The sequence below is a fragment of the Algoriphagus aquatilis genome (assembly GCF_042657405.1).
GTDB lineage: Bacteria > Bacteroidota > Bacteroidia > Cytophagales > Cyclobacteriaceae > Algoriphagus > Algoriphagus aquatilis.
The window spans coordinates 222959-247188 of sequence record NZ_JBHSKS010000003.1 but is presented as its reverse complement, the minus strand read 5'-3'; the positions used below and the strand labels follow the sequence as shown (position 1 = coordinate 247188).

Here is a 24230-nt window from a genome sequence, read left to right as displayed (position 1 = left end):
TTTATTTGAAAACTAAACCAACTATTATTTAACTACCACAATGAATTCAAAAATAATACAAATCTGATTAATTCAAAATCCCAAATAAAAATTTGCATTTTTTTTATTTCTTTTCAGGAAAGTTGCCTCGCTTAAATGCTATTCCCAGTGCCAACCCTTGGCTAAATTGGATTTTTTCGTCCTGATCGATATCATACAAACTCAGACTTGTCAGACTGACATTGATCAAACTAGTTACCTTAGCAGTGAGGCCCAAATCCAATCGGTGGTCGATGGTTTTGAATGCTAAAGTTTCATAGTTGGAATACATCTGGTATCTGACAAGCAGACTAAGATTTTCAGCAAGCTTTTTATTCCAGTCTGCCATCAGGCTAAATGCAAGCCATTCCTGTCTTACCTTTTTCCCGATTTCCACACCATAATTGGACGGAACCTCCCGATACAATTCTGTGTCGGTCACAAAGGTCCATCTGGGGAAAAAAGGAGACATCCTAAGTGAAAATTCAGAATTAGGCTTGTATTCAATTCCAAGTCCTGTAGTGAAGTATGCAGGATTAGCAAACTTGGAAATGAGTCTTTTTTCAGTCCCACTGAAATCATATCCGGGAGCAAATTGAGAAAGGAAATTGGCAGCGAAGAAGTAATTCCATTTCGAATTGATCTTGAAACCGACTTTTGAGTCTAGAAAAATTCGATCATTGGATTTTCGGGTTTCTTCCCCTTGGTTTTTCACGGTGCCATAGATAAAATCCAAGGTATTGTCCCAAGTCCATTTTTCCTTGGCATAATTTGCTCTTCCTTGCAGGTAAATTCCCAAGGCAATCGAATTGACTCCACCCCCTTTCCAATTGCCGCTGAAGGAAGCCTAATTGAAGTTTAATCCACCACCGATCTCCTTCAGCCAATAGCTCGTGTCTTTTTTGGTCAATGATGGATCCTCTTGAGCCCAAGATGTCCAGGAAAGAAGCATGAAAATGATAAGTAGACCTTTTCTCATAGTATTTAAATTGATGTAAGGTATCAAAAGTAAAAAAATGAACAGGGTAAAACAGGTGTTGAAGCAATCATCTGAAAAATTCCTGAGTAATTCGAAGATCTGTCTCTATCAATGAATCTCGAATAAATACTTTTCACTCTTAACCAAAAAGCCCAAAGAATCTATGGATTCCTTGGGCTTTTGAATAAATAACAGGTCTATTATTCCACCAATTTTACTTGCATGACTTCGGCTGCATCTACGGCGAAAAACTCCTTATGGACGTTGAAGTCAGGCTCACCATCTTTAGGAGCCTTAGCCACATAGGTTCCATCCTCCTGCATGACGTAGGAGTTTACATTATCTTTTAAGTTAAATGCAAGAATATTCATCAGTTGCCTTTCCAAAAGAGGAGATTCGACTTTGAATAAAGATTCCAACCTTTTATCGAAACTTCTCACCATCATATCGGCACTACCAGAATAAGTACGTGTCACTCCGTTATTATGGAAATGGTAAATTCGGCTATGCTCCAAGAAATCTCCCACTATGGATAGGACCTCAATGTTTTCGCTTAAACCCATTCTTCCCGGACGAAGGCAGCAAATCCCTCTCACGATCAATTTTATCTTTACTCCAGATTGGGAAGCACGATACAGGGCGTAAATGATTTCGGAATCCTCTAGTGAATTGACTTTGATAAAAATACCACTGGAAAGTCCTTTTCGGGCATTTTCAGCCTCCTGCTCGATAAAGTGTATGAGCTGGTTACGCATGTCCCGAGGTGCTGTAATCAAATTACGGTAATCGCTCGGCACCGAATGGCCGGTGATTACATTGAAAAATTCCGAGACATCATTGGCCAGCACCTCATTGGTGGTAAGCAAACCTATATCGGTATACAGTCTTGCGGTGTCTTCATTGTAATTGCCCGAACCCAAATGCACGTAGCGAGTGATTTCCTGATCGTCTTTTTTGACAATTAGGAGAAGCTTGGTGTGTGTTTTCAGGTTTGAAATACCATAGATCACAAAGCATCCGGCTTTTTGAAGCTTTTTAGCTTCTCTGATGTTGTTTTCCTCATCAAATCTTGCCTTTACTTCAAAAAGAACTGAAACGTGCTTACCGTTTTCTGCGGCCCTTAGCAAAGCCTTGGTAATCCGACTGTCTTTTGCCAAGCGATAAATGGTCATCTTGATAGCCATGACATCTGGATCATCTGCAGCTTTTTCAATCAGATCCAAAATCGAATCGATGTTATTGTAAGGATGGTGCAATAGAATATCCTTCTCTTTCAAGATATCAAAGATGTCCGCCCTCCCCTCCTCCGGATAGGACAGTGGCTTTACAGGCTCGGGGATCTGAGGTAATCGATCTCGGAATCTTTTATTGCCCACAATTTGCCAGAGTCCGGTAAAATCAATCATACTGGCCCTTCTGACCATAAAAACTGAATCGGGGTGGAGATTCCATCTTTCTAATAGTGAATTGAGCATCCACTTGGAGTAGCCTTCTTCGATTTCGATTTTTACCACGCGACCAGTCTTTCGCTCCATCAGCTTACGCTTTACTTCTTCCAAAAAGTTGGCATCCATATCCTCACTTTCTTCCAAAGTAAAATCTCCGTTTCGGGTGATTCTGAAAAGACTGACGGATTCGATTTCCACATTTCTGAATAGGGAAATCAAATTTTCACGGATAACTTCCTCGATAGGAATTAGCGTGAGGGAATTTTCTCGTTCAATCTCAAAAAATCTCGGAATGTTGGCTGGAATCTGAACAAAGCTCATTTTCCTCATATCCTTTCGCTCCCCGGGACTGGTTGTAACCACTCCAAAGACGAGCAGCTTATTCATCAAAATCGGGAACGTGCGATAGCCATCATAGACCATGGGAGTAAGCATGGGGTAAATAGCCTTGATGAAATATTGCCTTACCTTCTCTTGCTCTTCTTCATTCAGTTTAGATACATTCACCAATGAAATACCTTCCTGATGCAATTCAGGCAAAATCACTTGAGTAAAATGCTGATGCTGATCGAGATGAAATCGCTGACAGTCTTTCATCAGCTTTTCCTTGAATGGCTCCTCTCTCAAGCCTGAATAATCTACCCGCTCTTTGTCGTAATCAAGGTAATTGTATAGCGAACCCACCCTGATCATAAAAAACTCATCCAAATTGGAGGCGGTAATAGCCAAAAATTTCAGCTTTTCGAAAATTGTCCGAAAAGGCTTTTTGGATTGATCCAAAACGCGTTCATTGAATTTCACCCAACTCAAATCACGACTGATCAGGTCACTCTTCTGAATGATTGACTCGTATTTATCTCCTACAGCCAGTTTCATATCTATCTACTCGTAAGATCAATTTTTAAATTAAACCCAAATGGTATTTTCTGGATGGACTGTGCAAAAAAGGGGCTTAATCTAAGCCCCTGAATTTATTATGTATCGATTTTTGCATACTTGGCATTGCGCTCGATGAAGTCTCTTCTAGGGGCTACTTCATCTCCCATCAGCATGCTGAAGAGGTGGTCTGCTTCAATGGCCGATTCAATGGTTACTTGCTTGAGCGTTCGGGTATTCGGATCCATAGTGGTAGACCAAAGTTGCTCTGGGTTCATCTCACCCAAACCCTTATATCGCTGAATGCCCACGCTATCTTCTCTGCCATCTTTAGCCATCTCAGATACCAGTCTTTTGCGCTCTTCTTCTGTCCAGCAGTAGCGCTCGTCTTTTCCTTTTTTGAGCAAATACAACGGTGGAAGTGCGATGTAAACGTATCCCTTTTCGATCAAGGTCTTCATGTAACGGAAGAAAAGGGTCAAAATCAATGTCCGGATGTGCGAACCGTCAATGTCCGCATCCGTCATGATGATAATCTTATGGTATCGTAGGTGGGATAGGTCGAGTTCTTTGTCATCGTTGGCAGTACCAAACTTTACCCCTAACGCAGTGAGGATATTTTTGATCTCGTCGTTGTCATAGATCTTGTGCTCATGGGCTTTTTCCACGTTGAGAATTTTACCCTTCAACGGTAAAATAGCTTGAAAGTCTCGATCCCGTCCTTGCTTGGCAGATCCACCTGCTGAGTCCCCTTCGACAAGGTACAATTCACATACTGTAGGATCTGAGTTAGCACAGTCTGCTAGCTTGCCGGGCAATCCCCCCCCTCCTAATACGTTTTTACGCTGCACCATTTCGCGGGCTTTTCTTGCCGCATGTCTAGCCTGGGCTGCCAAAATCACTTTTCCCACGATGGTTTTTGCTTCACGAGGATGCTCTTCCAGCCAAGTTTGCAACACATCAGAAACTGCCGAATCTACAAAACCAACCACATCTGAGTTTCCTAGTTTGGTTTTGGTTTGTCCTTCAAACTGCGGTTCGGCGACTTTAACAGAAATGACGGCCGTCAATCCTTCACGGAAATCATCTCCTGAAACCTCAATCTTCAGCTTTTCCAACATGCCTGATTTGTCTGCATAGGCCTTGAGCGTACGAGTCAAAGCTCTTCTGAAACCGGTCACGTGAGATCCACCTTCGTAAGTATTGATTGTGTTCACGTAGGAAACCACATTCTCGGTATAAGAACTATTGTAGTTCATTGCCACTTGAACAGGCACTTCCTGATTGAGCGACTCGATGTAGATCGGTTCTTCAATAATTTTTTCTCTTGTCTCATCCAAGTATTTCACAAACTCTACCAAGCCACCTTCAGAGTAAAATTCATCTGATTTTGGACTGCCGTCATCTTCGATCTCGCGCATATCCTTGAGGTGAATACGGATGCCTGCATTGAGGTAGGCCATCTCTCGGAGACGATTGGCGATGGTTTCGTACTTGTACTCCGTTACTGTGAATATGCTTGCATCAGGCTTGAAATGGATAATGGTTCCTCTTTTATCCGTCTTGCCGATCTCTCTGGCAGGATATTGAGGCACCCCGATTTTAAATTCCTGCTCAGTAATAACACCATTTCGGTGAACTGTCGCTTTAAGGTCAGTGGAAAGTGCATTCACACAAGAAACTCCCACCCCGTGAAGGCCACCGGAAACCTTGTAGGTATCCTTGTCAAATTTACCGCCGGCGTGTAACACTGTTAGTACAACCTCCAAAGCTGATTTCTTCTCCTTGGGGTGCATGTCAGTGGGAATACCTCGCCCATTATCCTCTACGGTTACTGAATTATCTTCATTGACCGTCACATGAATGGTATCACAATGACCAGCCAGAGCTTCATCTATCGAGTTATCTACAACTTCCCAAATAAGGTGATGAAGTCCTTTGATTCCCACATCACCGATATACATCGCGGGACGTTTTCTTACCGCTTCCAGGCCTTCTAATACCTGAATATTACCAGCGCCGTATTCTGCTGGGTTTTTAGCTTGTTCTTCACTCATAATTTTTGGAGAAAACCCTAAAAATGGGCCAAAAAGGTGATTTAGTGTTCGTTTTAGACGAGGCAAGATAGGGAAAAAATGTGATTTTACATTTAGGAAAAATCCAATTCAACCAAGGATTGATTAGGAAATCAGGCTAAAAAACAAAAACAGTATGAAGACTCCTTTTAAAGAATTAAAGCAAGGATAAATAGGCCCAACAAACCAAATTTTATTCTGAGAAAATCAATACCCGTCAACCCTAAACACACATCTTCACCCTGAATTTCAGCGGGTTTAAAGATAAAATCAATCTAAAATCACACTCCTACAACCAAATATTATTCTGAATTTCAAGATACATTTAATTTTTTTTTAAATTTTGAACCAAATAAAACAACCATACATACCTTATTTATAACTGTTAATTAACATAATTGTAAATCATCAATTTCTCAATAAAACAAAATAATTGAGGATTGATTTTGTAATTCAAAGTCTTTAACAATTAACCAAAATTAATACTATGAATTACACCTTAATGGCAGATCTTGTCGGACTCGATAAGATCATCAATTCAGACCCTGTAGCTATCACCTTTTTTATTGGGTATATGGCTATGTTTGCATCCGCTGTTTTCTTCTTTGTAGAGAGAGGATCTGTGGAAGGTAAGTGGAAACTTTCACTTTTGGTTTCTGGTCTAATCACCGGAATCGCAGCAGTACATTACTATTATATGAGAGATTTTTATCTCCAAACAGGAACAAGCCCAACAGCATTTAGATATGTAGATTGGACTTTGACTGTACCCTTGATGTGCGTTGAATTTTATCTCCTGACCAAACCTTTTGGAGCGAAAGGAACTACCTTATTTAAGCTAATCGTAGCTTCTTTGGTAATGCTGGTTACGGGTTATATTGGAGAAACTTCAGGTATTGACAACAATATCATGTGGGGAGTTTTATCTACTGTAGGTTATCTCTATATCGTATATGAAGTATTCGCAGGAGACGTAGCTAAGCTTGCTAAAGACTCAAACAGTCCTGCACTGGGAAGAGCAATGTTTCTATTGAAAATTTTCATCACACTGGGTTGGTCAATCTATCCTATTGGATACATGGTACTACCCGGCAACCTACTCTCAGGTGCATTTGAAGTAAGTTCGATTGACTTGTTCTACAACTTGGCAGATGCAATCAACAAAATTGGTTTTGGTCTAGTAATCTACTCCGTTGCAGTAGCAGAAACAGCCAAAGCTAAGTTAGCCTAATTTATACTAGCTGCCTGAGAAATACTCAGGCAGCTATTTTATATGGAAAGATATGACTACATATTTTGCGGAGGAGGGTGTGCAGGATTGAGCCTACTTTACTATTTGCTGGAAAGCAAATGGAAGGAAGCTAACATCTTGATCATCGACCCTGCTCATAATGAAGAAGTCAACAAAACGTGGTGCTATTGGGCGACTGAGCCGTTACAAATCCACCCAAAAGAATCCATCATTTCTTGGAATACTTATTCCTTGAAATCAGGTCAAAAGAAGTTGAGAAAATCGTTCAAAAATCTAAACTATTACCATCTGAATTCAAGTAATTTTTATGAGAGTATTTACACGAAAGCCAAAACCAGAAGCAATGTCGAATTTTTAAAAGATCGAGTAATTGAACTCAAGGAAGAGTCTGATTATGTGACCATTAAAACTGAAAAAACAGGATTATTTATCGGAAATCTGGTGTTTGATTCCAGAATAAGCTCCAGCCACGATGGCAATTCCAAGCTCAAACAACTGTTTGTAGGCTGGAAAATAAAGACTCAACTTGAGGCATTTGAACCTAAAAAAATGACCTTAATGGATTTCAGAACAGAATCCTCCATTCCTTTTGATTTCTTCTACATCTTACCTTTTTCTGAAAAAGAGGCACTGATTGAATATACGGCCTATAGCAAAAATTTAATTTCTTACGATTCCCTTGAATCACATCTTAAGAAGTACCTCAAGAAAAAATTTGAAGAAAATCCCTTTGAAATCACTTATGTTGAAAAAGGTACTATTCCGATGAGCACCAAACAAACAAGTTATTCGGAAAGCGACAAAATAATCCCTATTGGCACAAAGGCAGGATGGACTAAACCGTCCACCGGATACACATTTTATCAAATCCAAACCAACTGCCAATTCATTGTAAAAAGGCTAGAGGAAAATAAGATTGACAAACTAATTATTAATAGAAAGCCTCGATTTAAGTTTTATGACAATGTATTACTAAATATTGCCCATCGATGGCCTGAAAAATTAAAATATGTATTCTTAAATATGTTTGGCTCTTCATCCTCGGATCTTATATTTCGATTCTTATCAGAAGAAACAACCTTTTGGGAGGAGTTGAAAATTTTAAGCAGACTAAAGTTTAGTATTTTTTTAAAAAGTCTATTTCATTATGAATCACATTGAGAAAATAGGAAAAATACTTGGAATAGGTGTAAATCTACTATTTATACTATTTCCTTCTATTCCGGAGATTTATCAATGGATAATATTTGGTATTATTTTGGTCCTTGTAGGTATTCCACACGGAGGAATAGATCACCTTATTCATAATCCTACTATTAAAAAATCAGAGTTGTTCAATTTCATCATTAAATACTTATTTTTAATAGTGATTTATTCAATTATTTGGTTGTATTTACCCAAAATAGCATTACTTATTTTCATATTAATGTCATCTTATCATTTTGGTCAATCACACTTCATCCAACGAATATTGCCCAAAAAATTCACTTCATTAAGTATATCTTTAAGAGGTTTATTTTTTCTTTTTATCATTTTATTGGGTAGTTGGGAAAGGACTAAAACCATTCTATCCCCTGTCATTATTTTAGAATTAGACATAAATTATAGACTCGGAATTTTAATCTGTTTGGCACTAGTGTCAATTGGACTTCAGCTAGCCCAACGAGTGAAAATGACAGTATCTGATTTCTTGGAATATTTGGTATTGGCCCCTATCCTTTATTTCAGTCCTCTGTTCATAAGTTTTATTGTCTACTTTGGTTTTTGGCATGCCTTACCCAGTATGCTGGAAGAATACCGGGTGCTTCGTACATTTACTGCCTACAATTCGGTAAAAAAGTTTATTGTTCAGCTTTTGCCTTTTTCCTTCATCAGCCTTTTTGGAATAGGTCTCATCCTGTTTTTTGCCCTAAGCTATTTGGATGAAAACGAGGTTTTCATGCTGTTTTTCGCCCTGGTCTCGCTTATTTCATTTCCACACATCCTTTACATGGATGCTTTCTTGAAGAAAAACTATCAGTATTGACCTGTACTTAGCATGACCAGATTACAAGCCGGTAGGACTTCAATTCCAGCCTCCTTTGCTTTTCTAAAAAATTCCGGATTCTCAGTGCCCGGATTAAAAATGATTCGTTTTGGCTTCAATCCGATCAGGTAATCCATCCATTCGGATTGATTGGCTGGACCTAAGTAAAGCGTGATGGTATGAATGTCTTTTAAAGGAGGCTTTGCTTTGAGATCAAGAATCTCCTCGCCAAAAAGGACGCCTTTTTTGATTCCTATCGGGATAAACTCCATTCCAAGATTGGCAAACTGCTGAGCCACCAAAAATGCATATCGATCGGGATTGGTAGTTGCGCCTACGATAAGCGTGCGTTTAGGACTCGACTCGACGATTTCCATAGTGTTTGTCTCGTTCAAAAGTGTCCATGTGGCGGTGCTTTTTACTTTCGTAAATATCTGCCAGCGTGATCATGATTCCTGTCTCCTCTACTTCGCCAAACTCATCATTCAGGGCTGTTCCGAAGGTGCGCATAGTAGGCGATAGATTCATATACGTATTGATCAGCGGAGGAATATTCTCACCAAGGGATCGGATTTTCCCATTGAGCAACTTGTAACCTTCTTTGTAATCCAACCCTTCGAAAGGATTACCTGAAGCGATTATATCGGTTTCGTAATCGAGTTTGAGCTGCGGTTTAGGTTTTACCAAACTTTCTGAATCCGGGAAATAATGATTCATAAAGTAAAGGAGCAAATCTCTTCCTTCCCGATTGTAATGAGGGTACATGGTCACTTTTCCGAAAAGGTACTTTACATCCGGATTGAGCAATACCACCGCTCCAAGCCCATCCCAGAGGTTATCCAAACTGAAAATCCCTTTGCGATTATCCAAACTTGGCTGGTATTGAGGCTGAACAAACGATCTCCCCAATTCGAGTGTGTAGGGAATGTAGTCTTTGATGAATTTTTCGGAGAAATCGAAAAGATGGGTGGTGGAAAGATTAATCGAACCATCCGGCTCGATGGCGTTTTTGCACATGATCAAGCGATAGCCTGCCACGATCTCACTGTCCTCAGGATTCCAGGTGATCAACTGATCATAACATTTTTCACAGGTATCATTGTCATCTAAGTCCAATGCCATTCCCGTGCCTCCACCCGCTGCCCTGAAAGTTAATTCTCTAAGGCGTCCGATTTCCCTGACTACATTGGGGGCATTGTGGTAATTGACCAAATAGACCAGATTATCTCCATTATTGGTATGTCTCAAAAACCGGTCTTGAGTTAATTCCGACTTTAACAATTCCCGATCTACCGGAGCTATGATTTCCTCCACCTTATGCATGTGTACTTCCCAGTTTATATACCTCTGATTTTACAAAATCAGCCCAATACGCTTCACTTTTAGATTCCTCAAAGTATTCAGCAGGAATTGGTTTTCCTATTCTGATTTCAATTTTTTTTCCTCGCTGACGATACATCTCATCCACCAACCAAAACATTTCGATGTTGGCCTTGACACCCAGTTTTTTCCTCCAATTAGACAGATTATAGAAAAACTCAGAATTTCGTCCCCCGATATGACAGGGCAACACGTCCAGACCATACTTCTTTGATTTGGCAATAAAGCTCTTTCGCCAAAGTAAATCTTTGATCACTCCATCTTGTTTCCTCGACACCAATCCTGCAGGAAAAATCAACACGGCATGTCCATTCGCATATACTTCTTCGATACGCTGATTTGCCTCCTTCGAATTCCTACCGTGCTTATTGACAGGTACAAAAATCGGTTCAAAGTTATCGAAGGTCATCAGCAGGTCATTGACCAGAAAACGGATATCAGGCCTTATTCTACCTATGGCATGCATAAATGCGATACCGTCCATTCCTCCCAAAGGATGATTGGAAGCCAAAATTACACCGCCTGTTTTTGGAATTTGCTCCTCTCCGATCAATTGGACATCCATTTCAAACTCTTGTATCAACGCATCGGCAAAAGCCAATCCTTTTTTCTCCAAATGCTTATTCAGCACCGAATTGAGCCAGCCCTCATGGGTGACACGTTTGATGTAGTTGAGCAAAAATCCAGGCATCCATTTCAAAAGGGATGGATTCTTGGAAGCAATAGCTTTTTCTATGTCTATAAATTTCTGAGCCATCGGGACCTTGGCAGGTAATATTTCCCAAGTCAGGAAATAGGATTTAAGGGTTGGTGATTGGTTCAAAAGTATAAAAAATCAAGATATTTTGACTAATAGCCAATCCTGACCTTCCATAGGACTGAAAACCAATTGACTTAATTTTGTGTACTAGAAAAAAAGACTCCATGAATCTCGTACTTACAGGAAGCACCTCAGGAATAGGTTGGGAAACACTCAAAGCGCTCATGCCGCATGCGAACAGGATTTTTCTGCCCGTCAGAAATGTTAAGAAGGCTGAGAAAATGATCCTGCACCTTTTTCAAAAGGAAAAAATCATCCTCATCCCCATGGATCTGAGTATCATGTCCGAAGTCAAACAAGGTGCAATCCAAATTCTCGAGCAATGCCAAGAAATCCACCTGCTCATCAACAATGCCGGGGGAATGTTTCCTGCGGGAAAGAAGACTTCTGAAGGAATCGATTTGACCTTTGCCACCAATCATCTTGGACACTTTTTGCTTACACTCGAACTCATGCCTGCATTAATCCAAGGCAAAGCCAAAATCATCCATGTCAGCTCCATAGTCCATCAAATTGCCACCAATCCTAGTAAAGATTTGGGCTTGCTTAAAAGTGCAAATACAGGTACTGCCTATGGAAAAGTAAAACTTTATAATATTCTGTTTTCCAATGAATTGAAAAACAGATTTGAAAGTAAAGGAATATCTAGCTATGCACTACATCCCGGCGCGGTAAAGACTGCCTTTGGCTCAGAAACTTCCCTGTGGGCAAAAGTGATCATCGAGGTGAGTAAGCTCATTTTTATCAGTCCAAAAGCAGGTGCACAAACCACTATTTTTCTCGCTACCTCTCCGAAAAACCAGCTTCGAAACGGAGGATATTACATTCGAAAAAAACCAAAAACTCCAAGCACTTTGGCAAGAAATCAAAAGCTTTCTGCCACCCTTTGGAACTACAGTGAGGAACTACTTAAAAACATGGGATTGACGTAGATTTTGTCTTAAATAATTGAATGTCAAGGTTCAAATACTTTTGAACCATTAAGGGAATTAAGAAAATTAAGATTAACAATCGAACCTCTTAATTCCCTCAATTTCTTAATGGTTTTAAGACAAGGAGTCTACCATTTCAAATTCACCTCCTTGTAATGGTAAAAGCTCTTAGGTATTCAATGGTTCAAACCTTGAATCAACCCAAGGGAATTGCCTATTTTTGCCCCAATGAACGAAACCATCTTATCCCTTTGTCCCGGACCCTGGAAAGATTACGAACTCATCGATACCGGGGGGTTTGAAAAATTAGAGCGCTTTGGCAAATTTATCCTCAGCCGTCCCGAGCCCCAAGCTATCTGGGACAAGAGCCTTCCAGAATCCGAGTGGAGAAAACTGGCCCACGCACACTTTGCAAAGGAAAAAAACAACCCAGAGAAAGGGCAATGGCAGCAACTCAAAACCATGCCGCACAATTGGCAAATTGGCTACGAAAATGCGGATGGACTTTCTATTAAACTCAATCTCGCCCAAACTTCTTTCAAGCACATCGGACTTTTTCCCGAGCAGGCAGTCAATTGGGATTACCTATATCGAAAACTGAAAGCCTTTCCAGGACCAAAACCTAAAGTCCTCAATCTCTTTGGTTACACGGGAGCGGCGAGTATTGCAGCCAGAGCAGCAGGAGCAGATGTTTCTCACTTGGATTCTGTCAAGCAGGTGGTTACGTGGACCAAGCACAACATGGAATCCTCCGGCTTGGATGGAATTCGCTGGATCGTGGACGATGCGATGAAGTTTATCAAGCGCGAAGCGCGTAGAGGCAATGTGTATCAGGCAATCATTCTCGATCCACCTGCGTATGGAAGAGGGCCCGAAGGGGAAAAATGGATTCTCGAAGAGCAAATAAATGACATGCTCAAAACCTGCAAAGAAATCCTTGATCCCAAAAATCACCTCCTTTTGCTCAATATGTACTCCTTGAGCTTCTCTTCGATCATCGCAGCCAATCTCATACAGTCCAATTTTGGAGCAGTGCAAAATGCCGAACACGGTGAGTTATATCTCCAGGAAAAGCAAGGTAAAAAGCTTCCTTTGGGTATTTTCTTCAGATTCTCCAGTTTTTGACCGAAAGTTAGACCATGAATAACCGACAGCTTTTCTTAACGCATTTGGCTCAAACGACGGACTTTCCATTGATGATCGAGGTGGAAAAAGCCGAGGGGATCTACCTTTTTGGCCCAAATGGAGAAAAGTACATCGACCTGATCTCAGGAATTGGGGTGAGTAATGTGGGCCACCGCCACCCAAAGGTTTTGAGCGCAATTCAAAGTCAGCTTGACAAATACCTCCACCTCATGGTATATGGAGAATATGTGCAGACACCTCAGACTCTTTTAGCCAAAGCCCTTTCCGACACACTTCCCTCCCATTTGAACAATGTATACTTGGTCAACAGCGGTTCGGAAGCAGTCGAAGGTGCATTAAAATTGGCCAAACGCTACACCAATCGACGTGAAATCCTCTCCTGTGTCAATGCGTACCATGGAAGTAGCCACGGTTCCCTGAGTGTGGGAGGTAATGAGATTTTCAAACGGGCTTATCGGCCACTGCTTCCCGGGATTTCCCACATTTTTTATGGAAGCTATTCCGATTTGGAGAAAATCACAGATCAGACGGCAGCGATCATCATCGAAACCATCCAAGGAGAGGCTGGGATTCGAGTAGCTTGCCGGGAATATTTTCAGGCTTTACGAAAAAAGTGTAACGAAACCGGAACGCTCCTGATCCTCGATGAAATACAGGCGGGATTTGGACGAACAGGGAAAATGTGGGCTTTTGAGCACTTTGACATTTTGCCGGATATCTTGGTTTGTGCCAAAGGAATGGGTGGGGGCATGCCGATCGGGGCATTTATCGCCAATCGGGAAGTGATGGGTGTATTTAAAAACAATCCACTTTTAGGCCATATCACCACTTTTGGAGGACATCCGGTTTCAGCAGCGGCATCCTTGGCCACGATTCAGATTCTTCAGGAAGAAAACCTTATTGACCAAGTTGAAGCAAAAGCCAACTTGTTCAAAACCCTGTTGATACACCCAAAAATCAAATCCATCCGAAACAAAGGCTTGATGATGGCGGTGGAGTTTGAATCTTTTGAAGTCTTGAAAAAGATCATCGATCGGGCGATTGAGTTGGGTGTAATTACCGATTGGTTTTTGTTTTGCGATGACTCCATGCGGATTGCACCGCCATTGATCATCACTGAAGAGGAAATCAGAGAAGCCTGCGCAGTTATTCTTCAAGCTATTGAGGAATCTTAAGCCAATCAATTATGGGAGAAAAAAGATGCCCTAACTGCGGAAAATGGTCCCAATGGAAGCAACAACTCCAAGATGTCTGCGAACACTGTGGAGAAGGACTCAGCATCAAGGAGCAAGAAAACATCAAACGAATTGAAGACCATATTCAGGCACGAGAGGAAAACTGGATGTTTTACATCAAACAAACCGATCCCACTTGGCTGGTAAACCTGAAGAAAACAGGAAATTTTTTCTACACCATTTTCATGGCAATTGTCAGTTTCATCCTTTGGTTGGTAGCAGCTTTTCCGGGATGAGTGTTTTCAAAAACCCTTATTTTTTCATTCCAATACTACTTTTTGCAGGAAATCAGGTACTGGAAAAAGGATTTAAAATCTTTATTCCGTGGGTTCATTCCTATTTGGATGATCTCTTAGCTCTGCCAGTCATTCTTGGAATTACCTTGCAGATTTACCACTGGATTCATCCCAAGCAGGAAAAATTCAGATTTAAGAAGGAACACATCTTGGTGGCTTTTCTCTATGTTTCTTTGATATTCGAAGGCTTTCTACCCTGGTATTCAGATCAATACATTCGGGATCTTTGGGATATAATTTGCTATGGATTGGGCTCCCTGATTTTTTATTTCAAAATCAATACATGAACAATTTGAATATCCGCAATTTTACCACCAAGTAAGTCATCGGTTTTAAAGACTGCGGATATTCGTCGACTGACCATAGACGACAGTCCAAAGCACCTCTACCAAGACTTCAAACCTTATCTTATTCTGTCAAGGGTAGAAAAGCGGATAATCAGCATGAACAAAAAGGTAATCCAAGCTCTTTATCAGCTACTGCTACTTGACTTCACCCAAACCTTCATTTCCCAAGTCGTCAGTTTGCATTAACTTTCAGCAAAATCACCCCTAAATGAAAAAACTCTCAAGTGTTTTTGGCGCACTCCTCTTTCTAGTAGTGCTCGGAATTCTAGGATTTATTAGTTGGCAATCACCTAGCTATAAAGGAGAAATCAATCTCTCGGGACTTGAAAATGAGGTGGAAATCTACTTTGATACCTACGGAGTGCCACATATCTATGCTCAAAATGAGGCCGATGCTTATCGTGCGTTGGGTTACGTTCATGCCAAAGAGCGCTTGTTCCAACTGGAAATGATGCGAAGGGTGGGTTCGGGGACCTTGGCAGAATTTCTTGGACCTGACCTACTGGAAATTGACCAGTTTTTTCATACGCTAGGCATACCCAAGCACGCTAAAGAAAGCACTGAAGCCTTTTTAGCACAGGGAGATACTCAATGGAAAAGTGCCGCTGATGCTTATGTCGCAGGAGTCAATGAGTTTATTGAAAAAGGACAACTTCCAGTTGAATACTTGCTGTTAGGCGAAAAACCCAGAGTTTATACCTTGGAAGACATGCATTCCATCCTCGGCTATATGTCTTTCACCTTTGCCATGGGTTTGAAAACTGATCCTCTTGTAACCAAAATGGCCCGTGAGCTTGGTCCTGACTATTTGGCTTCACTTTCGGTTCAGACTCTTCCTGAGCACCATGTCATCCCCAATCATTATCCTGATTCTCTGAAAACGGAAAACCTGCTGGTGACTTCCGAGCTGACTGCTCTTTTGGAAAAGCTGCCCGTGCCCCTTTTGGAAGGATCCAATGCTTGGGTGATCTCTGGAAGCAGAACAAAGTCTGGTCAGGTGCTTTTCAATAATGACACGCACATTGGTTTCAGCTCACCATCAGTTTGGTTTGAGGCGCATCTGGAATATCCGGGTTTCAGCTTTTATGGAAATCATTTGGCAGGAATTCCCTTTGGTCTGGTTGGGCACAGCCGCCATCATAGTGTAGGATTGACCATGTTTGAAAATGACGATCAGGACTTTTTTGAAGAAAAACTCAATCCGTCTAATCCCAATGAAATCTTGATTGGAGAGCAAGCTTTCCCGATCACTTCGCGAAAAGAAATCATCCAAGTAAAAGACCAAGAACCAGTGGAATTTGAAGTTCGTGAAACTGTCCACGGTCCCATCATGAATCCGGTCGTGAAAGAAATTGCGGCTTTGACTCAAAATCCAGTTTCCTCCTGGTGGATATATATCCTGGAGCCTTCCAAGGCCATGGAAGCACTATATCAGATCAATCACGCCGAAACCATGCAGCAGGTCGCAGATGCAGCGGCATTGATCCATGCGCCAGGCTTGAATATCATGTACGGGGATAAGGCCGGAAATATCGCCTGGTGGGCAGCCGCCAAACTTCCGATTCGGGCGGAAAAAGTGCATTCGAAAATCTTTGCCGATGGTTCTGATCCAGATTCACAACCCAAAGGCTGGTATCCTTTTACCGAAAACCCACAAAGCATCAACCCTGCGTCAGGATTTGTGGCCTCTGCTAATAACCAGCCCGACACCACTCGAAGCGGGATCTTCTTCCCTGGCTATTACTACCCCGGAGAGCGCTGGAATCGAATCGCTAAAACGATCACTTCTCGGGAAGACTGGGATCTGGAATCGATTCAAGACCTTCAATTAGAATCACTCAATGAACTCGCTCCTCAAAACGCCAAGTTTTTGATTTCTCAAATCGATCAAAGGCAGTTTGATGGTAATTCAGAACTATTGGACGACTTGGCAAATTGGGATGGAAAACATCAGGTAAACCTTTCTCCTCCGACACTTTACTATAAGTGGCTTTACCACACCCTGCGTTTGGCGATGGAGGATGAGTTGGGAAATGAAGGATTTGAAGCCTATCTACAAACTTTCATGATGATCCGAAGTACCCGACATTTCTTAACCCATGAGGAAAACAGATGGTGGGACAATCGATCCACTGATCCCTTGGAATCCCGATCTGAAATCATTTCAGAAGCACTGAAAATCAGCTTGGAGGAGTTAACCAAGCAATTTGGAAATAACTCCAAAGATTGGGAATGGGAAAAAGCGGTGACCATCGAGCATCCGCATCCACTCGGTGCGCAGAAGCCTTTGGACAAACTCTTCAACGTGCGAACAGAGGCCGTGGAAGCCAATGAAGAAGCAGTTAACAAACTGGCTTTCAAGCTAAATGGAGAAGGAATCTACAAAGTCACTTCCGGACCGGCAATGCGGATTATTCTGGACTTTGCCGATGTGGAAGGTTCTGTCTCCGTACTACCAACCGGCAATAGCGGTAACCGATTCAGCAAGCATTATGCTGATCAAAAAGAGCTATATGTCAATGGTAAATACCGGCCACAGCTGATGAATGAGGAGACGATCAAGGAGAAGTCAAAGAATAAACTGGTTCTTTTACCATAAAAATAAATTGATGTCCTCATTTATACAGGAAGAATTAGGAAAGCAATTCGGTGCCGGGTTGGATATGTTGTCTGACTCAATCGGCACCTGTCCGGATGCTATTTGGCAGTCAGATGGGAGATTTTCGCAAATGGCTTACCATACCTTGTTTTTCCTTGATTATTACTTGACCAAAGAACCGGTTGGCTTTTCACCGCCTTCCCACTTCAGTTACTCTGAATTTGAAGAAGAACCAGAATTAGTCATTTTCTCAAAAGCTGAACTTCTCCACTATCTAAATAATTGCAGATCCAAAGCCAGAGATTTCGTCTTCTCTCTTGATGAAGCCCAACTTGAGAAAAGATGGATCAATGAATCCCGGACCATGAATTTCTCCATGCTTGAGATTTTGCTTTATAACCTAAGGCATGTCCAACATCATGTGGGCCAAATAAATCTTTTACTTCGACAAGTGACCCTCCAAGCTCCAGAATGGATTTATAGAGCTGAAGTTTGAAAACTCCTAAGTGCATTTCAGAGTTGACGTAAGAAATTCCAAGAGATGAAAAGTAAAGCCAAAAAAGCATATCCCATTCAAAAAACTAGCGACGAGTGGCAAGAAATCCTTGATCCCCACTCCTATTATGTGTTGAGAGAAAAGGGAACGGAGCGTCCTTTTACAGGGCAATATTACCTGAATAAGGACACAGGCATCTACGAATGTAGAGCCTGTGGGAATGAGATTTTTCACTCCTCCAAAAAGTATGATAGCGGTTGCGGTTGGCCAAGTTTTACTGAACCGATACGTCCCGATGCCATCGACGTGCAGATGGACTACAGCCACTTCATGATCCGTGAAGAAATCCTCTGCTCCAATTGTGGCGGGCACTTGGGACATCGGTTCCCGGATGGTCCGAAAGATCAGGGCGGCATCAGGTACTGCATCAATTCGGTGAGTATGGACTTTAAAAAGGGAGAAAAATAAAGGCCTGATCACCTTTTTCAAGTTCTCAGAACTACCTTATTTCTAAACCAAACATTTTCAATTTTCAAGACCAATTTCAACTAAGCACAATGAATAAATAGGTGACTTTTTTCGGTAGGCAGGCATTAATTGTATATTTTGAAAAAGATAATGACCTGCCATGTACCGAACCCTGTTTTCTTTCCTGCTGCTATTGGCTTGTACCAAATTTACCTTTGCTCAAAGCGATAAAATTCCGGTAGGCCATATCCAAACTCCCCTAGGTGAGATCTGGATTGAACTCGATGACCGCACACCAAAACACAAAAAAAGCTTTATCCAACTCGCTGAGGCCGGCTATTGGGATTCATTGACTTTCAATCGAGTGATCCCAAACTTTGTTGCGCAAGGTGGATGTCCCGATACACCGGAAGGATTTAACGATCCGGAATATTTGATGGAGCCTGAATTTCATCCGGACCTCACGCATAGCTATGGCGCAGTAGGCGCAGGCAGGGACGACAATCCCGGTAAACTTTCGGCTAGGTGTCAGTTTTACATCATCCAAAATCCAAAAGGTGAACATCGCTTGGACGGTGATTATACCGTCTTTGGAAAAGTGATCAAAGGAATGGATGTAGTGGATAAAATTGTAAAAGTGAACCGAGATCAAAAGGATGAACCCCTTTCTCCTATTTCACTTCATGTGGATATCCGATACCTGACCCACAAAGAAATAACCCAACTCTTGACCCAATAAAATCATGACCTCTCCGATCCGAATTCTCATTGTAGGCTGTGGAAATATGGGAGCTTCCCATGCCACTGCTTACCATCACATGCCTGAATTTGAAATATGCGGACTTGTGGCTCGTGGTGATTCCAAAGTCAGACTCAATAAAAACCTGGGAGCTGATTATCCCCTTTATGAGGACTATGGACAAGCACTGAGAGAAACAAAACCTGACGCAGTCTGTATATCGACCTATCCCGACACTCACGAGCAATTTGCCCTGATGGCTTTGGATGCAGGATGCCATATATTCATCGAAAAACCACTGGCAGACACGGTGGCAGGCTGTGAAAAAATCATTGCCAAAGCGAAAGAAACCGGAAAAAAAGTGGTGGTGGGCTATATCCTGAGACATCACCCTTCTTGGATGCGATTTATAGAGGAGGCTCAAAAGCTTGGAAAACCGCTGGTCATGCGCATGAACCTCAATCAGCAAAGCCATGGTTTCATGTGGGATGTGCACCGCAACTTGATGAAATCACTCAGTCCGATCGTCGATTGTGGGGTACACTACATCGATGTCATGTGCCAAATGACCCGCTCCAAACCCGTTTGGGTGTCAGCTATCGGGGCAAGACTCACCGAAGACATTTCCACGGACAATTACAATTACGGCCAATTACAAATTCGTTTTGAGGATGGATCTGTAGGCTGGTATGAGGCAGGTTGGGGCCCCATGGTCAGTGAGACTGCTTTTTTTGTCAAGGATGTGTTTGGTCCAAAAGGGGCAGTATCTATCGTAGCAAAAGACGCGGGTGCTTCCGGCAAATCCGATGATGTGGATTCTCATACCAAAACCGAATCCATTAAAGTCCATCATGCTGAACTGAACTCCAAGAATGAATTTGTCAAGCCTGACCAATGGATAGACATGACCGACGAACCCAACCACCAGCAACTTTGCGACCGAGAGCAGGCTTATTTTCTCAAAGCCATTCAGGAAAACCTCGACCTGACCGATCATCTGGCTGACGCACTTAACAGCTTGAAAATTGCATTTGCCTGTGACGAATCTGTCAAAACCGGTGAGGTCGTGCGGCTGTAGATTTACACCATGCGACAATTCATAGGGATTACCTTAGCCAAACCCTACCTTTAAACTTTTTATATCCACAGACCTAATCAGCCAACTATCCCAAATGAAGGATCAAGCAAATCTCCATTACGGTCGAACTACTCCGAGTAGTTTCGATTCTGTTTTTCGCAGAATGGCGGCGGCTTCCAAGATAGGATATTGGATAAGTGACCCCTATTTGTCAGACCTGTTTTGGTCAGACATCTTATTCCAACTTTTGGGTTTGATTCCATCTGAAAAACCAAGCTTTGAAAAACTCCAATCTATTCTTGAACCCTCTAGCCAAGATCTTTTCAAAACTCGATTAACAGCCTTGAAAGAGGAGGGCGTTTCATTTTCAGTACCCATTCTGGTTACACTTCCATCAGGCGAAAAACGCAGCTTGAGTTTTGATGCTTGGGCTGATCGGGACTCTTCGGGAGCGATCATTCAACTAGCCGGAATCGTCAAAGAACAAACCGGAATACTGGAGGAAAAAATCGAGCTATTGCTCAATCATTCCCATGAAACAATCTGGTGTGTGGATAAAAATCTCTGCCTAATCAAGGGGAATGAAAACTTTCACAAAACCTTTGGATGGGAAAAAGGAAAAACCCTACGGGTGGGGGATTATATTCTGGATGAAAAAAATATGTCTCCGGAAGAAATCACATTCTGGAAACCCAATTTCGAAAAGGCACTGCGTGGAGAAGAATCCTCTTGGGTAATCAAGCGATTTTTCAATGGGAAAAATGGTTTTTTCCAAATCCGAATCGTGCCTATCAAAGAATCTGACAAAATAGTAGCTCTGGCATGTTATGCCGATGATGTCACCAACCGAATCGAAGAAGAGCTCAAAACCAAGGAACTGGTAGAGAAATTGAATCTCTCGCAGAAGATTGCAAAGATTGGCTACTGGGAATTTGACACGATTACCGAAGAGATTTTTTGGACAGATGAAGTATTTCAAATTTGGGGACTGGAAAAGGGATCTTTGATTCCAAATTTTCAACAGTTCATCCAGTCATTTCATCCGGATGACATTCAAGATTTCCTTCCCAAGCATTATGCAGCTTTGAGAGGAGAAGCCCCATTGGATGCAGTACATCGGATAATTACTTCTGACGGCACGGTTAAATATGTCCATGAAAAAGGCTGGCTGGAAAAAAACAGTCTGGCTGGAAAAGACATTTTCAAGGGGACAGTTCAGGATATCTCTTATGAGAAAGAAATCGAAAAGCGGTTAAAGGAAAGAAACTCATTTATCGAATCGACCCTGATCAATCTCCCGATGGGAATCGCAGTGAGCAGTCTTTCAACAGGGCAAACTACTTTCATTAATCCTGCATTTTCTAAAGCTTATGGATGGCCCGAAGATGAACTTCGAGATGTAAATGCCTTTTTTCAAAAAATATATCCTGATCCGGAATTTAGGAAACAGATTTCTGAAAGAATCATGAAGGACATTCAATCAGGTAATCCTGACCAAATGTACTGGAATGATATTCCAATTACCACTCAAACTGGAGAAACTCGGTACGTATCCGCTAAAAACATCCTATTGCATGAGCTGGATTTGATGATTTCCACTGTTCAGGATGTTACAGACCGGTTTGAAGCAGAGCAAGCGCTTAAAACCAGCAATGAAAGATTTCTTCTGGCCACTCAAGCAGTTTCGGATGCTATTTGGGATTGGGATGTCAGCACCAAAACTATTTTATGGGGACCGGGATTCTACCGTTTGTTCGGATACCCGGAAGACCTCACCGAAGTTTCCACTACTTTTTGGGATTCAAAAGTCCATCCTGATGATCTAGAACAAATAAACAAACTGCTGGAAGCAACCAAAAAAGATTCCCTCCAGTCCAAATGGTCTGGAGAATACCGCTTCCAGAAAGCAGATGGATCCTACGCTCATGTTAAAGAGACAGCTGTAATCATACGCGACTCCTCCGGGAAACCTATACGAATGGTTGGGGCACTGCAGGATGTGACTGAAGAGAAAGAAAATCAACTTCTGATCTCGCAAAAAACCAAGTACATCGAGACCACCGCTGAAATCATCGAGCTGTTTTTGGAAACAGATGATTGGGAAAGCCAAGTGCCCAACATGCTAAAGATGATGGGAGAAACAGTGGGTACTGACCGTGCTTACATCATTCAGATGTATGAAAAAGAGGGTAAGAAATTTGGTGATTTGACTCATGAGTGGGCCAATGACTTCACCCCATCTTTTATAGAAGAACCAGAATTCAGGGAGATTCCCGCCGATGCACATCCGGAGATTTATGAAAAAGCTAAGCAGCGAAAACCCTTTGTAGTCCATACCAGAGAGGCACTCCCTGCAACCAAAAGAATCTTGGAAGCTCAGGGGATCAAGTCGATTCTGAATATTCCGATCATCCAAGACAATGAGCTATTTGGCTATTTGGGATTTGACAGCTGCCAAGAAGAGCATAATTGGACAGAGGATGAAAAGAACTTTATCCAAACGGTTGCTACCAACTTATCCTTTGCCATCGGCAGAAAGAAACAATTGGATCAGATCCAGGAAGCATTCGAAAACCATAATGCTCTTCTGGAAAGTATTGGAGATTCTTTTTATGCTTTTGACAAGGAATACAAGGTCACCTACTGGAATCCAACAGTAGAGAAACTAACGGGGGTGAAGCGGGAAGAGATCCTTGGCAAAAGCATTTGGGATTTTATTCCCGAGGTGAACGAAGAGTTTGTAGAAGCCTACAAAATTGCACTGGACGATAAAAAGAAAGTCAACTTTGAGACTTATGATCCTTGGGTAAATGCCTGGCTGGAAGTAACCATCTATCCTACGCACCAGGGCGTTTCTGTCGTAATTCGGGATATTTCTTCCAAAAAAGCATCAGAACAGCAAATTCAAGAATTCAATGAACGCTTCTCTCTCATTACCAAGGCTTCTCATGATGCTATTTGGGATTGGAATATCCTGACAGGTGAGCACTATTGGGGAGAAGGCTTCAATATGATCTTCGATGAAGAGGTAGCAGGAGTTCACATGGACCATAATCGATGGAAAAACCGAATCCATCCGGAGGATCGGGAGAGAATATCCCAACTATTGCTTGATATTCTGAGTGATCCAAATAGAAATTCATTTGAAGCAGAGTATAGATTTATCAAAACAAACGGAACAGAAATCTATCTGGTAGATAAAGGCACCGTAGTGAGAGATATGAATGGAAAACCTACCCGAATGGTCGGTGCCATTCAAAATATCACTCGAAGAAAAGCCTACGAGCAATCACTCAAAATCCTCAATACCGAACTCGCCAAATCCATCCGAGATCTGGAAATCTCCAATAAAGAATTGGAGCAGTTCGCTTTTGTGGCCTCCCATGACCTTCAGGAGCCACTCCGGATGATCACAAGTTTTCTCACTCTGATCGAAAAGCGCTATGCAGATGCCATCGATGAGCGAGGGCAGCAATACATTCGCTTTGCGGTAGACGGCGCTAAACGAATGCGGGAGATCATCTTGGATTTGTTAGAATTTTCCAGAATTGGGAATGTCACCGAGGAGAAGAAATTGGTGAGTGCTGCAGACCTTGTTAATGAGGTTTTGATCGTACACAAGAAGACCATCCGTGAAAAACAGGCTGTAGTTCATGTCGCCGAACTTCCTGAAATTCTGTGCCACCCAAATTCCATCATGCAGGTATTTCAAAATTTGATTTCCAATGCACTCAAATACCATGAAGGGAATCATCGACCAGAAATTTCGATTGAATGCTTGGAGAAAAAAGACAGTTGGCAGTTTAGCGTCAGTGATAATGGAATCGGGATTGAAAAAGAATATTTGGAAAAAATATTTGTGATTTTCCAACGCCTGCATCAAAAAGAACAATACTCGGGTACAGGTATCGGCCTCGCGATTTGTAAAAAGATCGTGGAGTTTCACGGAGGCAAAATCTGGGCACAATCAGAAGTTGGCAAAGGCAGTACATTTTTCTTCACAGTTAAAAAACAATGAAG

Annotated in this window: 20 protein-coding genes and 1 pseudogene; 14 read left to right on the top strand and 7 right to left on the bottom strand. The window is 41.9% G+C overall.

All coding sequences use genetic code 11. The features are described 5' to 3' along the window. Nucleotides 1-103: 103 nt before the first annotated feature. The 4 genes and pseudogenes from ACFPIK_RS05445 to gyrB form a co-directional block, all read right to left on the bottom strand. Nucleotides 104-850: pseudogene (locus ACFPIK_RS05445) on the bottom strand (DUF3078 domain-containing protein); the annotation flags it as partial. 15 nt (nucleotides 851-865) lie between these two features. Next, complete coding sequence (locus ACFPIK_RS05440) at nucleotides 866-997, bottom strand: hypothetical protein (protein ID WP_377913033.1); 132 nt, start codon at nucleotides 995-997, stop codon at nucleotides 866-868. Nucleotides 998-1197: 200 nt separating this feature from the next. Further along, a complete protein-coding gene (gene ppk1, locus ACFPIK_RS05435) occupies nucleotides 1198-3321 on the bottom strand; it encodes a polyphosphate kinase 1 (RefSeq protein WP_377913031.1) in 2124 nt (707 codons plus the stop codon). Between the two features lie 98 nt (nucleotides 3322-3419). Further along, entirely contained in the window at nucleotides 3420-5378 is a 1959-nt protein-coding gene (gyrB, locus tag ACFPIK_RS05430) for a DNA topoisomerase (ATP-hydrolyzing) subunit B (RefSeq protein WP_377913029.1), read from the bottom strand. 505 nt (nucleotides 5379-5883) lie between these two features. Here gyrB and ACFPIK_RS05425 point away from each other — a divergent pair. From ACFPIK_RS05425 to ACFPIK_RS05415, 3 genes are read left to right on the top strand one after another with little or no spacing between them, the layout of a single operon-like run. Then, on the top strand, nucleotides 5884-6627 hold the full coding sequence (locus tag ACFPIK_RS05425; RefSeq protein WP_377913027.1) for a bacteriorhodopsin: 744 nt from the start codon (nucleotides 5884-5886) through the stop codon (nucleotides 6625-6627). Nucleotides 6628-6669: 42 nt separating this feature from the next. Beyond that, entirely contained in the window at nucleotides 6670-7809 is a 1140-nt protein-coding gene (locus ACFPIK_RS05420; RefSeq protein WP_377913025.1) for a lycopene cyclase family protein, read from the top strand. Further along, entirely contained in the window at nucleotides 7796-8674 is an 879-nt protein-coding gene (locus ACFPIK_RS05415; RefSeq protein ID WP_377913023.1) for a Brp/Blh family beta-carotene 15,15'-dioxygenase, read from the top strand. Before ACFPIK_RS05420 ends, ACFPIK_RS05415 begins: the two co-directional genes overlap by 14 nt. Here the strand turns inward: ACFPIK_RS05415 and ACFPIK_RS05410 are convergent. The 3 genes from ACFPIK_RS05410 to ACFPIK_RS05400 are packed head-to-tail and all read right to left on the bottom strand — an operon-like array spanning nucleotide 8665 to nucleotide 10877. After that, entirely contained in the window at nucleotides 8665-9051 is a 387-nt protein-coding gene (locus ACFPIK_RS05410) for a CoA-binding protein (protein WP_377913021.1), read from the bottom strand. The two genes, ACFPIK_RS05415 and ACFPIK_RS05410, sit on opposite strands and share 10 nt — an antisense overlap. Further along, nucleotides 9026-9988, bottom strand: coding sequence for a GNAT family N-acetyltransferase (locus ACFPIK_RS05405; RefSeq protein WP_377913364.1), 963 nt, complete (start codon nucleotides 9986-9988; stop codon nucleotides 9026-9028). Before ACFPIK_RS05405 ends, ACFPIK_RS05410 begins: the two co-directional genes overlap by 26 nt. Nucleotide 9989: 1 nt before the next feature. Beyond that, on the bottom strand, nucleotides 9990-10877 hold the full coding sequence (locus tag ACFPIK_RS05400) for a 1-acyl-sn-glycerol-3-phosphate acyltransferase (protein WP_377913019.1): 888 nt from the start codon (nucleotides 10875-10877) through the stop codon (nucleotides 9990-9992). A gap of 101 nt (nucleotides 10878-10978) precedes the next feature. Between ACFPIK_RS05400 and ACFPIK_RS05395 the strand changes: the two genes are divergently transcribed. From ACFPIK_RS05395 to ACFPIK_RS05345, 11 genes are all read left to right on the top strand, one after another. Next, nucleotides 10979-11806 (top strand): SDR family NAD(P)-dependent oxidoreductase, encoded by an 828-nt coding sequence (locus ACFPIK_RS05395; protein WP_377913017.1) that lies wholly within the window; start codon nucleotides 10979-10981, stop codon nucleotides 11804-11806. Between the two features lie 228 nt (nucleotides 11807-12034). Continuing rightward, nucleotides 12035-12931: an RsmD family RNA methyltransferase gene (locus ACFPIK_RS05390; RefSeq protein ID WP_377913015.1), complete on the top strand. Its 897-nt coding sequence runs from the start codon at nucleotides 12035-12037 to the stop codon at nucleotides 12929-12931. Between the two features lie 14 nt (nucleotides 12932-12945). Then, nucleotides 12946-14127, top strand: coding sequence for an aspartate aminotransferase family protein (locus tag ACFPIK_RS05385; protein ID WP_377913013.1), 1182 nt, complete (start codon nucleotides 12946-12948; stop codon nucleotides 14125-14127). 11 nt (nucleotides 14128-14138) lie between these two features. Further along, the gene (locus tag ACFPIK_RS05380; RefSeq protein WP_377913011.1) at nucleotides 14139-14423 is read left to right on the top strand and encodes a hypothetical protein; all 285 of its coding nucleotides are present in this window, start codon (nucleotides 14139-14141) and stop codon (nucleotides 14421-14423) included. Beyond that, on the top strand, nucleotides 14420-14770 hold the full coding sequence (locus tag ACFPIK_RS05375) for a magnesium citrate secondary transporter (RefSeq protein ID WP_377913009.1): 351 nt from the start codon (nucleotides 14420-14422) through the stop codon (nucleotides 14768-14770). Before ACFPIK_RS05380 ends, ACFPIK_RS05375 begins: the two co-directional genes overlap by 4 nt. A 268-nt stretch (nucleotides 14771-15038) precedes the next feature. Continuing rightward, complete coding sequence (locus tag ACFPIK_RS05370; protein ID WP_377913007.1) at nucleotides 15039-17429, top strand: penicillin acylase family protein; 2391 nt, start codon at nucleotides 15039-15041, stop codon at nucleotides 17427-17429. A 10-nt stretch (nucleotides 17430-17439) separates the two neighbouring features. After that, the gene (locus ACFPIK_RS05365) at nucleotides 17440-17925 is read left to right on the top strand and encodes a DinB family protein (protein WP_377913005.1); all 486 of its coding nucleotides are present in this window, start codon (nucleotides 17440-17442) and stop codon (nucleotides 17923-17925) included. Nucleotides 17926-17970: 45 nt separating this feature from the next. Further along, nucleotides 17971-18393, top strand: coding sequence for a peptide-methionine (R)-S-oxide reductase MsrB (gene msrB, locus ACFPIK_RS05360; protein WP_377913003.1), 423 nt, complete (start codon nucleotides 17971-17973; stop codon nucleotides 18391-18393). Between the two features lie 160 nt (nucleotides 18394-18553). After that, a complete protein-coding gene (locus ACFPIK_RS05355) occupies nucleotides 18554-19132 on the top strand; it encodes a peptidylprolyl isomerase (RefSeq protein WP_377913001.1) in 579 nt (192 codons plus the stop codon). 4 nt (nucleotides 19133-19136) lie between these two features. Then, nucleotides 19137-20210 (top strand): Gfo/Idh/MocA family protein, encoded by a 1074-nt coding sequence (locus ACFPIK_RS05350; RefSeq protein ID WP_377912999.1) that lies wholly within the window; start codon nucleotides 19137-19139, stop codon nucleotides 20208-20210. 94 nt (nucleotides 20211-20304) lie between these two features. Next, on the top strand, nucleotides 20305-24228 hold the full coding sequence (locus ACFPIK_RS05345; protein WP_377912997.1) for a PAS domain-containing protein: 3924 nt from the start codon (nucleotides 20305-20307) through the stop codon (nucleotides 24226-24228). Nucleotides 24229-24230: the final 2 nt, after the last annotated feature.